Source organism: Enterococcus sp. AZ078 (assembly GCF_051714985.1).
In the GTDB taxonomy this organism is placed as follows: Bacteria; Bacillota; Bacilli; order Lactobacillales; family Enterococcaceae; genus Enterococcus_B; species Enterococcus_B hirae.
This window is the reverse complement of record NZ_JBIOSW010000003.1, coordinates 1-12952: the sequence shown is the minus strand read 5'-3', so window position 1 is coordinate 12952 and position 12952 is coordinate 1. Positions and strand designations below refer to the sequence as shown.

Sequence of the window (12952 nt, the reverse complement as noted above, 5' to 3'; positions counted from 1 at the left end):
GAGGTTAGGAGTAAAATGTTAGATAATAATAAAGTTTTTATGTTTAGTACCGTACATAATTGGCTTGATACTAGAATACTAAAAAAAGAATATATTACATTAGTCAATGCAGGGTTTGAGGTTTCTCTATTTGCTGTTGAAGATAAAAAATTTAATGATATTTCTTTATACTGCAAAAATAATAGTTGTATAAAATTATTTAAACAAGAAGAAAAAAAAATATCTAGAATCAAAAGATGGAAAACTGTATATAGAGCCGCTATTGAATCTAATGCTAAATATTATCACTTTCATGATCCAGAATTATTATATGTAGCAGCAAAAATAAAAAGAAAAAAAAAGGATGCAGTAATTATTTATGATATGCATGAACTGTTTCCAGCTTATTTAAAAACAAAAGAATGGATTCCGAAATATTTCAGAAATATTTTATCTTGGATTACTGAAAAAATAGAAAAATATTTTATGAAAAAATGTGATGGTGTAATTTTCGCCGAAAAAAGTTATAAGAAATATTATCAAAAATTAAAACTAGCAAGTGTTGATATATTAAACTATCCTATTTTAGATACAAACATTATTAATTTAGATAATCAAAAAAAGAGAAAGTATAATCAAAGAAAAAATTTAATATATGTTGGAGATGTGACAGAAGACCGCAATACTTTAGGTATGGTTCATTTAGTTAAGCAATTGGAAGATCTTGGGGTACAAGTAAATCTAAAGATAATAGGTCCAAATAATTTAAATAGAGAAATACAAACTCAAGTTAATGATTTTGTGAATGAACATAAATTAAATGAAAAAATACAATTTTTAGGACGCTTCCCATACGAAGAAATTTGGTCTCATTTAAGAGAAGCTGATTTAGGATTATGTATGTTACTACCAATTCCTAACTATACACAGTCGATGGCTACAAAAATCTACGAATATATGGCGATTGGGTTACCAGTAATTGCCTCAGATTTCCCTTTGTGGAGAAACTTATTATGTGGTGAAAAACAAGCAGGAATAGTAATAAATCCTTTAAATATAAAAGAGGCTTCTATAAAAATTGGTGATTTATTACTAAATCAAGAGAAATTAGAAACACTAAGTAACAACGGAACTTATTTGATAAAAAATGAATTCAATTGGCAAATTGAAGGGAATAAATTATTAATGTTTTACAAAAATTTTTATTAATGGGAGGAACTTAAAAGTAGTATGTTAAAAAAAATATCTTATAAAAAAATACATTTAAAATACTTAGGTATTATAATTCTTTTTCCAACAATTTTCGCTACTATAACTATCTTTTTTTATAATTTTATAGTTAATCCTACTTATCAAAGCCGTACAGATATATTAATAGCAACTAATAAAAATGAAACTCAAACATTCGATACTGTTCGATTAAATATGCAATTAGTTAATACTGTGTCGGCTCTTATTCAAAATGAGATGTCAGAAGAAGAATTAACTAACAAATTAGATAAAACAGATCCTAGTTTAAAAGTTGACTATAATGAGAACTCTTTAATTATTTCTATAATAGCTCAAAGCAAAGATAAAAAAATTTCGAAACAGATTTTAGAAAAAATAAATCATAAAATAAAAAACAATTATAACCAATATTTTAATAATACCAATTTTGTTGTTATTAAAGCTCCTGAGATAGGAATTAAAGTTAAGAACAATGCTGTTTATATTTTGTCAGTTTTATTTGGAGAAAGCATCAGTATATTAGTTATTTACTATCTATCTAAACGAAATAAGACTGTGAATAACCAATTAGATATAGAAAGTTTAGAATTAAATTTTTTAGGTGACTTAATTAAACGTTAAAATCCGAAAGGGGATTTCTACACAAATGAAAAAAGTAAATCAATTAACACTAAAAAGGGAATATTTCGATGAGCAACTTCAAAATATTTGTTTGAATTTAGAAGTATTAAGCACAAGTACTGAGACTATTATCTTTACGTCTACAATCCAAGCTGAAGGTAAAACATATGTATCGTATGAATTAGCAAAATATATGGCTTCAACTAATAAAAGAATTTTACTTATAGATGCAGATACTAGAAAAAAAGGTTTAACTTCTATTTTAAATTTATCACAGACAGATGGCTTAGTTAACTATTTAACAGGTAGTAAAATAAATATTCAAAATTTAACTACAAATTTAGACTATATATCTTCAGGGAATGGTATTACAAGACTTAATATAAAAATATCGGAATATGGAAATAAATTAGATCAATTTTTTACTAAAATTGGACAATTAAAAGATAACTACGATTACATTTTTATAGATACTCCCCCCGTATTGATTTTCAACGATTCCAGAATCATAGCAAAATATAGTGATAAAGTTATTCTAATTTCTCGGGAAAACAAAACTCTATATAAAGACTTAAAAAAAGTCACTAATATATTATCTAAAGATAATATTACTATAGCTGGAGTTATAAACAACTTTGCAAGTTTCGATAGTAGGGATATCAATGATTATAACTACTATTAAAACGAAATATAACTTGCCTTATTATATCTGGTTAATATTAATAGTAACTAGCATTTTAGGAGCATATATTAAATTAGGGAGTATCCCACTATATAAAATTATTTTATTTGTCCATTTATTTTTATTTTTCTATAGTTCTGATAGAGTTTATTCATTTAAAAATTTCTTATTAAATAATCGAAATTATTTATGGCTTTTTTTATGGTTTTTTTGTTCTTTTACATCAATTTTTTATGAACAAATCAATCTAATTGATTCATTAAAATATTTGTATTTTACGTTTGAAGGATTGAATTTTATTATTTTTTCATCCTTTTACTTAAAAAAAATAGGAGCTAAAGATATTTTTATTATTATTATTATTCTATTCATTATATCTTTAATTATAGGATGTATAGAAAGTATCACAGGTTGGCATCTACCTAACTCTGGTAGTTTGTATTATCAAACAAGTACAAGTAATAATCAGCCAACTGGTTTTCTATTTAATACTAATAACTATGCTGTTTATATTACTTCATATTTTCCAATTATTTTTTATTGTATAAATCAATCGAATTTGTTTTTTAATAAGTTCGTATCTTTTTTCATAACTTCAATAACAATATTTGTTGTTATTGAAACTTATTCAAGAGGAAGCATGTTAGCATTGTTATTTACTTTGATATATATATATATAATCTATCTAAAAAAATATACTCCTTTTTTATTAGTTTTAGTTTTTGGAGGTTTATTATTAGCCAGTATATCTAATAAACTAGAAAATAATATGTTGATAAACAAGGTTATCAAAAGCTTTACTGAAAAAAGTGAATCTACTAACCAAAGAATTGATATATATATGAATACACTGTCTATATTTAAATCTCATATCATAAGAGGAGTAGGAATAGGAAACTTAGAAAAAGCACTTTCTTATATGGAAACAGGATATTTTTCTAAATCAATCAATATGGACCTAGTAAGTAAGCCACATAATTTCTTTCTCGAACAAATGGCATCACTTGGTCTAATGTCTTCATCTTTTATTATTTTCATTTTTAATATTATAACCAAAAGTATACAATCTTTAAAAAAGTATAAAAACAAACAGAAGTTAATGTTGTTATGTTGGTTACCTTTTATAAGTTTTTTTATTGGATGTTTAACAATGAGTTCTTCTATTGATCAACGATTTAATTGGATTCTGTTAGGTATAATTAGCTATTTTAGTGATGGAGGTTAGAAACCTATTTATGAATAAAATATACTATTTCTTATTATTTACATTATTAATTCTACTAATATTTTACTTTTTCTTTTATCAATCTCCAGGTATAAAAAGAATTAAAGATTTAGAGCTAAAAAAACTTCAACATTTAAATAATACTAATAAAGACAGGCTATTAATCGCTGGAGGGAGTGACGTACTTTATGCTTTTAATACAGACAGAATAGAAAATGAATTAAATATATCTTGTGTTAATCTAGGAATAAATGTTGGTTTAGGAATTGGTTATACTATTGATTTATTAGATAGGAACATGAAGACAGGTGATACAATAATTCTTTGTTTAGCTTATAGTTATTATTTTAATCCTGTATACCACGTATTTTCTTATGAATACTTCAGAATGTATGAGAAGAAAAAATTAATAAAGATAAACATATTAAGCCAAATCTATTACTTCTTTAGAAATATGCAACTAAATTTTTCTTATGTACAAAAAAGATTTGATATTGGAAAAACTGGTTGTTATTTAAATATTATGGGCACGAATTTACATGAAAAAAAAAAATAAACCATTAATTTTCCCAAATACCTTTAAAGAAACACCTGCTTTAAAATATATAAATGATTTTAAACAAAGATGTGAAGATCGAAATATCAAATTATACATTACTTATCCATCAACACTATATTTTAAAAATTATAGACAAAATAACTATCTAAAAGAATTAAACAACTATTTACAAAATAATTTTTTTGTAATAGGAACACCTTATGATTATATGACACAGTTAGATTATATTTATAATTCAGTTTATCACGTAAATAAAAAGGGACAAAATCAACGTACAAGCAAATTTATTAAAGAATTTAATATAAGGAGGTGATACTATGCATATTGTAATGTTAAGTGAGGATTATCTACCCAACATTGGTGGTGTAGCCACACATGTTTATTACCTATCACAAAATTTAGTCAAAAGAGGGCATACTGTAACAATAATTACAAAGAACAACAAGAGTTATAAAAAATATGTTACTGAAGTATATGATAATTTAACTATTATAAGAATTCCAATAGGTAAATTGAGAAAAATTGATGATGTTCTGTATTCTTTAAGAGCTTCCACGTACATTAATAATATGGCTCGTACTGAAAAAATAGATATCCTTCATTGGCATACTCTAAATAAAGATTCTCGTGTAATTAAATATTTAAATAAAGAATATCCAATTGTTTATACAAATCATTTATCCTGGTTTAGAAGCTTGTATTATCAAGGCAAACAAAAAAAAATAAAAAATTTAATTAGCCATACAGATGGTATAATTTGTCCCAGCAAAGAAACTAAGGAAATAACTACAAAAATTTTTCCGAATTTAAAGTGTAAACAAATTGCAAATGGAGTATTAATGCCTAGTAATTTATCTATTAAAGAAAAAGATATTTTAAAACAAACATTAAATATTAATTCTCAACAACCTATTTTAATTTCTACAAATAGATTTGAACCTGTAAAAAATTTAAAAATGCTCATTAATATTTTACCTAAGCTTATGAGTGAAATCGATAATCTAATTGTGATATTTATTGGAGATGGAAGCGAATTGCCATATTTAAAATTACAACTAAAAGAATCTACAAATGAAGATCAATATAACAGAATAAAATTTTTAGGTAGATTGCCAGTTGAAAAGGTTGGAAAATATTTATCTATTAGCGATGTTTTTGTAAATACATCACTAACTGAAGGAATGAGCATAAGTCTACTTGAAGCTATGAGCTTTGGTGTAATCCCAGTTGTGACTGATGTTGGTGGGAACAGAGATGTTATAAAAGATCATAATAATGGGGTATTAGTTGAAACTAAAAATGAGACAATGCTATACAATAATTTATTAGATATTTTAAATAATCTAGACAATAATGATTACTTACGTACTAATGCTAAAACTACTATTTTTAATAGTTTTTTATGGCCAAATATCGCTGATAAAGTGATAAATTTCTATAATGAGGTTATTAATGAGTGAAAAACAGTTTTATCAAAAATTTTTCATATCTAATAATATATCAATTATTAATTTTTCTTATTCCTGTTTTAACTACTCCATATATATCAAGAACTTTAGGAAAAGAATATATTAGTATAGATTCGTATATACTAACAATAATTCAAATATTTGTTCCATTTGTTATTCTAGATATTCCAACCTTTGCTAAAAAAGAACTAGCTAAAATTGAGGATAGGAAACAAGTCTTTTCTACTTTGTTTACTATTCAATTATTCTTAACTAGTGTTATTACTCTAATATTTTTGTGCTACGGTTCCTTACAGGAAAATAAATACGGCGAATACTATTATTTATATTTATTTTATCTAATAGGAAGTAGTTTAGACATAGCTTGGTATTTTATTGGGATAGAAAATCTAAAGAAGGTAGTGATTAGAAATAGTATAGTACGAATAAGTACGATGCTATTGATATTTATTCTAGTTAGAAATTCTTCAGACTATAAATTATATATTTTGATTAACGGAATTACTTTATGTATAGCACAATTCATTACTATATATACAGCTATCAAGGATCTTCATGGAATAGATGTAAATATATCAGATATAAAAATATATTTTAAAAAAATTGTTCTTATATCTGCTATTCCTATACTTAGCTCTATAATGCTCCAAATCCAAAAAATTATGTTAAATACCTATTCTAGCGTTTTATTAGTAGGAGATTTTTCGCAAGCCTTTAAAATTTATACTATATTTTTCTCACTATTAGGTATTTTCAATTCTTTATTACTTCCTAGAAGCTCACGTATTTACCTAAATGGAAATTTTTATAGTTTCAAAAAATTTTTAAATACATCTCTTGAAGTTATGACTATATTAACTTTACCTATAATAACGTTAATACTTATCTTTTCTAAAGATATCGTGAATATCCTTTTAGGGAGAAACTATTATAATTCTATATTTATTATTAATTTACTTGCTCCTACTTTACTACTTATTTCTATTAATAACGTAATAGGTACACAAGGGCTTTTAGTAATGAATGAATATAAAAAATATACTAGCTCACTATTTATCGGTACTATAAGTTCTTTTTTACTTAGTATTTTTTTATTTTTTAGTGGTTGTACTTCAATAACAATACCAATTTCTTATTTTATAGGAATGTTTATAACTAATATTTGCGGGGTTATTGAGATAAAAAACATTATTAACCTAAAACATTTTTTTAAATATTTTTTTAAATATTTTTTATTTAATTATTTAATTTATTACATTATCAAAAACACATCTGTTTTTTTTAGAAATAGTTATTTGAATTATGTACTTTATTCTGTAGTACTATCAGCTATATGTTATACTTTTTACATTTTAGCTATTTATTTAGATAAGAAGCTATCAATCAATAATATTATTAGGAGACAATTCAATGAATTTAGAAAATATAAAAAATAAAATAGAAAATAGAACTTTAAACATCGGCATAATCGGACTTGGATATGTAGGACTTCCTTTGGCTATGGAATTTTTAGATAAAAACTATAAAGTCTTTGGTTATGATATCAGTGAAGAAAAAATAAATAATATAAAGCATGGTCGAATAGACTACACAGATGTAGACAATGATAAACTTTCTACAGCTCTATTAAAAAACTTCAAAATTTCTTCTAAGAAACAAATACTAAGAGAAATAGATATAGCAATTATATGTGTACCTACTCCCTTAACCAATTCATTTGAGCCAGACATTTCTTATATAACTGAAGCTATGGACACATTGCTTAGTTTAAAATTGGAAAATCTTATTATTGTTTTAGAAAGTACTACTTACCCAGGCACAACACGTGAAATTCTATTACACAATTGTTTAAATCAAAATTATATTTTAGATAAAAATTTACTTGTTGCTTATTCGCCTGAACGTGTTGATCCAGGTAATTTAAAATTTCAAATAAACAATACTCCTAAAATTGTAGGGGGAATATCACAAAAAAGTACTTATATAGTAGAAATGATTTATAATACAATTATTGAAGATGTTATACCAGTCTCTACTCCTGAAGTAGCAGAGATGAGTAAATTACTAGAAAATACTTTTAGAAGTGTAAATATTGCTTTTGTCAATGAAATGATGAAATTATCAGAAAGCTTAAATATTGATATTTGGGAAACAGTTGATGCATCTGGTACAAAACCTTTTGGTTTTATGAAGTTTCTTCCAGGACCAGGAATTGGAGGACACTGCATTCCTTTAGACCCAATGTATTTATATTGGAAAGGAAAAATTAATAACAATTTTTCTAAGTTTATTGAATTATCACATCAAATAAATTGCAAAATGCCAGAATATGTTGTTGATAATATTATAAAATTTTTAAATATAAATAAAAAAAGTATTAATGGATCTAAAATACTATTAGTAGGAATGTCTTATAAAGAAAATATAAGTGATCTTAGAGAATCTCCTTCTATAGATATTTACGAATTGTTAAAGAAATACAATGCTAATGTAGATTATTGTGATCCATTAATTTCTGAATTTAATGATAGTCACAACAATACTATAAGATCAATAAGTTTAAACTATGATCTGTTTAATCACTATGATATAGTAGTTTTATTATCAGTACATGAAATTTTTGATAAAAAGCTAATAATAAAGAACTCAAATTATATTTTAGATACAAAAAATGCAATGAAAGAATTCAATAATAACAATGTTATCAAAAAATTAGGGTTTGTCAACTCATAATAGAACAGAAAAAGATAGCGATGTTTTATAATTAACTTTAAAAAATAATATACAGGCTTTTTCAAAAACCAGTGCCTTTAGGCACTGGTTTTCTAATTTCATGTTAAACTCCATTGGTTCTTATAAGATATTATTATTTTCATAAAGAATTGAGTGCATCAATGGTAGCTGCATTATCTATATGAGTATATAAAGTTGTTGTATTTGTACTTGAATGTCCCAATTGTTGGGCAGTTAATACCAATGAATTTGTCTGTTGATAGAGTCTAGTAGCCAATGTATGACGCAATTTATGCGGACTAACTTGTACTCTGAATCCTTTTGAATATTTTGCTACCATCCGTTCGATTGCAATACCGGATATACGTTTGGCTTCTCCTTGATAAATTGATAGAAATAATGCTTTTTCGTTTTCTGTCACTTTGTATCGTTCTTTCCGAATAACTAGATAATTAGCTAAATATTCCATTGCAAATGCTGCTATATTGACCGCATCTCTCTTATTTCCTTTTCTAGTTACTACCACATTATTCTTATCTAAAGATAGATCATCTAAATTAATATTTACAACCTCGGAGAGTCTCAATCCAGATCCTAAAATCAGTGCATTGATTGCCAGGTCTCTTTCTACATCTCGTTGGTAATAGATCAAAGCTCGTTTGCTTAAAGTTTTTTTATATTCATTGGCAATGTAATCTAGATAATTTTGTGTATCTTCGTCTAGAAATAATTTTTTTTCGATTGCGTTTGCACGGGCAGCTAACGTAGTTTTATCTGTGATAGTTGCTACTTGGTCCATAGGATTATCGTCTAAGTATGGTTTTCCTAGAGGATTATTTGAACTTTTCGAAAGATATTTAAATAGAACCTTTAATGCTGTGATATTTCTATTGATAGTAGAAGTGGACAGACCTAAGTTATTATTATCTTCGAGCTTAGCTTTTGTTGTGTCTTTTTTGACGTTTTCTTTTGCGCGACGTTTCAAATGAGATTTATACAAGTTTAGGTCATAGGCGGTTAACTGTCTTATCGAGGTGATAGAAGTATCAGGAATGATAGATTCACTCAGAAGCCACTCATAAAAGAGTTTATAATTTTTTAGATATTCTAAAGTGGTTCGAGGGGATTGATCTTTATCTTCACGATCTTGAACAAAATCTTTTATATAATCGGGCATATGAAGTATGATTGTATCTATTTTTTGATATATTTCTGTATTTTTCATGCTGTTCATCCTTTCAATAAGTAGGGGAGAGGAGTATCCCTGCAATTGGACTATACCAATTATAGAGTGTTTTGTCAATTGGTATGCTCTAAAATTTATTAATTTGTTTCAAAAAAAGCATATAAATAGGAAAGGAAATAGAAGGGAACAATCTAAATTTTTTGAATTTTCTTAATTAATTATATAAAAAGAACAATCTTTCTATATAATTGCAAAGAAGGTTTTTTATGATTATAACCGTAAACTACTAGCGGCAGGACAATGGTTTTCTTTTATGTTTCTATGTTAGTTAACGAATAAGCTTGCTATAAGCCTAATTTTTCGAAGTAAATTTCAAATAAAATATAAAATGATAATTATTTGAAGTTATCTTCAAATAATGTATAATAAGAGATATATTTGAATACTTCATTAGGAAGGATGGAACTGATGTTTCAAAGACCGTATTATTTATCAAAACTAATCGAATTTAAAGATACAGATTTTATCAAAATCATTACTGGAGTAAGACGTTCAGGAAAATCAGTTCTCTTAATGCTTTATAAAGAATATTTGATTAAAAATGGGATTGATAAAGATCATATAATATATATAAACTTTGAAAGTTTTACTTATCAGACAATTAACAATGAAAATATGTTGAGAGAGGCTCTGACTGAATTAATACCTCACGATGATAACAAAATTTATTTTTTGTTTGATGAAATACAACTTGTTGAAGGGTGGCAACGCGTAATAAATGGATTACGTGTTAGCTTTAACAGCGATTTAGTAGTTACTGGCTCTAATGCAAATATGCTTTCTGGAGAAATAGCTACACTATTAAGTGGTAGATATATCGAAATTCCTATTTATCCATTATCCTTTAGTGAGTTTTTAATGTTCAAGAACATTGATAAGAACTCAAGATTAATTGATCAAGCATATGAAGAATATGAAAAATATGGTGGGTTTCCAAGTGTTGTTCTCGCTGAGGAAAACATAAAAGATACAATCCTATCTGGCATATTTGATACAATTGTTTTAAACGATGTCGCATTACGCTCGGGTATAAAAGATCCTGCTGTTTTAAAAGCTATTATTCGTTTTTTAGCCGATAATGTTGGTCAGCTAGTCAATTCTTCTAAAATAGCTAACACACTTAAAAGTGAAGGAATAAAAACAAGTGTGCATACCGTCAATCGATATTTAGATATGTTAGAAAATGGTTACTTGTTTTATCGTGCACAACAATATGATATTAGAGGAAGAGATTACCTGAGGACAAATGGTAAATATTTCATAGTTGATTCGGGACTACGCAGAAATGCCATAGGTAGAAAAGATGGTAACTATAGCAATAGACTAGAGAATATTGTTTATATTGAATTACTTAAACGAGGGTATACTATAGATGTCGGTAGACTTGATAATAAAGAAATTGATTTTATTGCAAAAAAATTAGATGAAACAATCTACATTCAAGTTACTTATGAATTACCCCAAAATAACCATGAAACTGATAATTTACTTCATATAAAAGATAATTACAAAAAAATAGTTATCACAGGACGTTATTATGATATTACTCAAATCGATGGAATTCATATTATATATATTGTTGACTGGTTACTTGGAAAAAAATAGGACTCTTTTTGGTAAACAAAATTTATCACAAATAAAAGCATATAATAAGCCCTATCTGATAGGTATGGGTTATTATATGCTTTTTAATTTATAGATTCCCAACTATATAGAAAACGTAAATTTTCTATATAGTTTGTTGTTTTATTATATACTATTTTAGTAATCTTCTTACATTATTTTGTGAATGAATCCATATGCTTTCATCAAGACTAGAAATAAATTTTTTAGTTTGCAGCATATAAAATTTTCTTTTTGATAAATTATGAGCATCTGAGCCAATATAATCTATCATTTTTCTTTTTAAAATCTCTATTGAAATTTGTTGTGGTAAATTTCCATAATATCCTAAAAAACTACCTGCTGTAATTTGTGTTTTACAGCCTAAGTTAATTAGTTTTTCTAAAATATCTAAGTTTTTCTGAATACTCCTATTTCTTTCAGGATGAGCTATAATAGGACGAATATTTAATTTAATAAGAGTACCTAATAATTCAAAAATATAATAAGAAATAGAAATATTAGGTAACTCAATTAAAATCTCTTTTCTACCTAAACTTTTTAGAAAAATAATATTATTTTTTTCGATTTCTTCAAGTATACTAGGTAATAATCGTATTTCTTGTGCTGGATATATTCGTATATTAATATTATGTTTATCTAAATTGTTCTGTAATTCTTTTACTGATTTTAAAACTAGTTCTTTATTATTTTTATTATCCTTTAACAAAAAATGAGGTGTAGCTATTATATCCCTAATGCCTTGACTATAAGCATGCTTACACATTGAAATTGATTCATTTATAGTTTTTGGTCCGTCATCTAAATTAGGTAATATGTGACAATGAAAATCAATCATATAGTCATCAGCTCTTTTCTTTAAATTCAAAATATGAATATATTTTACCATTTAAGCTTTTATATTTTCTTTCTAAAATAGTAAAATGTTTTAACTCACCTAAAAATTGCATGTATTCTTTCTGATTTAAATTCATAGCTTTTATGCAATAGTCCCAATTATATATTTTGTTTGAATTATCTTTTTTCATGAGATCAATTAGATATTGTTCCATTTTTTTCATTATTATCTTATATAAATCCTTTCAAATACATTAATAAGATATATAATTATAAAAATACTAGTTTGAAGTATTATTTTTCAATTTTCCAAGAGATATTTTGTTCAACTTTATCAATTTTAGGAGCATATTTTATAGATCCATCATCAGAAGAAAACTTCCATGTATAACTTCCGTCTCCTTCTAAACTTTCACCTGGTTTAACTTCTCCACCAAAATTTTCTAGTAAACCAAACATTTCTTGTTTTTTACCTTGATTTACAACTTCAAAATCACCTGCACCTATGCCAACAGATTTATTTGTATTATTTTTAATTTTATAATGAATAGTAATATATTCATTATCTTCTTGTTTGTTTTTTGTTGCTTTGTCTATTTTAACAATAAGACCTTTAGAAATTTCCATATCTTTATTTGGAGTAATTTTTAGATTAACGCTATCTTTTTTATCACTATCAGTTATAACTCCTTTTGTATCAGTAGTATTTATATTTTTATTATCATTATTCTCCTTACTTTGATTACCG

The 12952-nt window shown here is 25.6% G+C and carries 14 protein-coding genes; 10 read left to right on the top strand and 4 right to left on the bottom strand.

The window, feature by feature from the left end:
* The first annotated feature begins 15 nt into the window (after window positions 1-15).
* The 9 genes from IGJ18_RS14280 to IGJ18_RS14240 are packed head-to-tail and all read left to right on the top strand — an operon-like array spanning window position 16 to window position 8498.
* Entirely contained in the window at window positions 16-1188 is a 1173-nt protein-coding gene (locus IGJ18_RS14280) for a glycosyltransferase (protein WP_438843498.1), read from the top strand.
* A gap of 21 nt (window positions 1189-1209) precedes the next feature.
* Entirely contained in the window at window positions 1210-1830 is a 621-nt protein-coding gene (locus IGJ18_RS14275) for a Wzz/FepE/Etk N-terminal domain-containing protein (RefSeq protein ID WP_325822073.1), read from the top strand.
* 25 nt (window positions 1831-1855) lie between these two features.
* On the top strand, window positions 1856-2512 hold the full coding sequence (locus IGJ18_RS14270) for a tyrosine-protein kinase family protein (protein WP_438843497.1): 657 nt from the start codon (window positions 1856-1858) through the stop codon (window positions 2510-2512).
* Window positions 2493-3737 (top strand): O-antigen ligase family protein, encoded by a 1245-nt coding sequence (locus IGJ18_RS14265; RefSeq protein WP_325822071.1) that lies wholly within the window; start codon window positions 2493-2495, stop codon window positions 3735-3737. The genes IGJ18_RS14270 and IGJ18_RS14265 overlap by 20 nt, the downstream gene beginning before the upstream one ends.
* 10 nt (window positions 3738-3747) lie before the next feature.
* Window positions 3748-4293: a hypothetical protein gene (locus IGJ18_RS14260; RefSeq protein ID WP_438843496.1), complete on the top strand. Its 546-nt coding sequence runs from the start codon at window positions 3748-3750 to the stop codon at window positions 4291-4293.
* Entirely contained in the window at window positions 4277-4609 is a 333-nt protein-coding gene (locus IGJ18_RS14255) for a hypothetical protein (RefSeq protein ID WP_438843495.1), read from the top strand. The genes IGJ18_RS14260 and IGJ18_RS14255 overlap by 17 nt, the downstream gene beginning before the upstream one ends.
* A gap of 4 nt (window positions 4610-4613) precedes the next feature.
* Window positions 4614-5756, top strand: a complete 1143-nt coding sequence (locus IGJ18_RS14250; RefSeq protein ID WP_325822070.1) for a glycosyltransferase family 4 protein — start codon at window positions 4614-4616, stop codon at window positions 5754-5756.
* Complete coding sequence (locus IGJ18_RS14245; RefSeq protein ID WP_325822069.1) at window positions 5753-7201, top strand: oligosaccharide flippase family protein; 1449 nt, start codon at window positions 5753-5755, stop codon at window positions 7199-7201. The genes IGJ18_RS14250 and IGJ18_RS14245 overlap by 4 nt, the downstream gene beginning before the upstream one ends.
* Complete coding sequence (locus tag IGJ18_RS14240) at window positions 7176-8498, top strand: nucleotide sugar dehydrogenase (RefSeq protein ID WP_325822068.1); 1323 nt, start codon at window positions 7176-7178, stop codon at window positions 8496-8498. Before IGJ18_RS14245 ends, IGJ18_RS14240 begins: the two co-directional genes overlap by 26 nt.
* 139 nt (window positions 8499-8637) lie before the next feature.
* Here the strand turns inward: IGJ18_RS14240 and xerS are convergent, their stop codons facing one another.
* Window positions 8638-9723, bottom strand: coding sequence for a tyrosine recombinase XerS (gene xerS / locus IGJ18_RS14235; RefSeq protein WP_438843494.1), 1086 nt, complete (start codon window positions 9721-9723; stop codon window positions 8638-8640).
* A gap of 429 nt (window positions 9724-10152) precedes the next feature.
* On the opposite strand from xerS, the gene IGJ18_RS14230 reads away from it, so the two are divergent.
* Window positions 10153-11349: an ATP-binding protein gene (locus tag IGJ18_RS14230; protein WP_325822066.1), complete on the top strand. Its 1197-nt coding sequence runs from the start codon at window positions 10153-10155 to the stop codon at window positions 11347-11349.
* A 151-nt stretch (window positions 11350-11500) separates the two neighbouring features.
* On the opposite strand, the gene IGJ18_RS14225 is transcribed toward IGJ18_RS14230, so the two are convergent.
* From IGJ18_RS14225 to IGJ18_RS14215, 3 genes are all read right to left on the bottom strand, one after another.
* The gene (locus tag IGJ18_RS14225) at window positions 11501-12256 is read right to left on the bottom strand and encodes a tyrosine-protein phosphatase (RefSeq protein WP_143351433.1); all 756 of its coding nucleotides are present in this window, start codon (window positions 12254-12256) and stop codon (window positions 11501-11503) included.
* Complete coding sequence (locus IGJ18_RS14220) at window positions 12213-12428, bottom strand: hypothetical protein (protein WP_081123791.1); 216 nt, start codon at window positions 12426-12428, stop codon at window positions 12213-12215. Before IGJ18_RS14220 ends, IGJ18_RS14225 begins: the two co-directional genes overlap by 44 nt.
* A gap of 70 nt (window positions 12429-12498) precedes the next feature.
* Window positions 12499-12952: hypothetical protein (locus tag IGJ18_RS14215; protein WP_438843493.1), on the bottom strand; the 454-nt coding region annotated here is incomplete at its 5' end.

Bases quoted from the DNA above. Each gene is read 5' to 3' on its own strand.
- IGJ18_RS14280 (WP_438843498.1), top strand. From the start codon at position 16: ATGTTAGATAATAATAAAGTTTTTATGTTTAGTACCGTACATAATTGG.
- IGJ18_RS14275 (WP_325822073.1), top strand. From the start codon at position 1,210: ATGTTAAAAAAAATATCTTATAAAAAAATACATTTAAAATACTTAGGT.
- IGJ18_RS14270 (WP_438843497.1), top strand. From the start codon at position 1,856: ATGAAAAAAGTAAATCAATTAACACTAAAAAGGGAATATTTCGATGAG.
- IGJ18_RS14265 (WP_325822071.1), top strand. From the start codon at position 2,493: ATGATTATAACTACTATTAAAACGAAATATAACTTGCCTTATTATATC.
- IGJ18_RS14260 (WP_438843496.1), top strand. From the start codon at position 3,748: ATGAATAAAATATACTATTTCTTATTATTTACATTATTAATTCTACTA.
- IGJ18_RS14255 (WP_438843495.1), top strand. From the start codon at position 4,277: ATGAAAAAAAAAAATAAACCATTAATTTTCCCAAATACCTTTAAAGAA.
- IGJ18_RS14250 (WP_325822070.1), top strand. From the start codon at position 4,614: ATGCATATTGTAATGTTAAGTGAGGATTATCTACCCAACATTGGTGGT.
- IGJ18_RS14240 (WP_325822068.1), top strand. From the start codon at position 7,176: ATGAATTTAGAAAATATAAAAAATAAAATAGAAAATAGAACTTTAAAC.
- xerS (WP_438843494.1), bottom strand. From the start codon at position 9,723: ATGAAAAATACAGAAATATATCAAAAAATAGATACAATCATACTTCAT.
- IGJ18_RS14230 (WP_325822066.1), top strand. From the start codon at position 10,153: ATGTTTCAAAGACCGTATTATTTATCAAAACTAATCGAATTTAAAGAT.
- IGJ18_RS14225 (WP_143351433.1), bottom strand. From the start codon at position 12,256: ATGGTAAAATATATTCATATTTTGAATTTAAAGAAAAGAGCTGATGAC.
- IGJ18_RS14220 (WP_081123791.1), bottom strand. From the start codon at position 12,428: ATGAAAAAAATGGAACAATATCTAATTGATCTCATGAAAAAAGATAAT.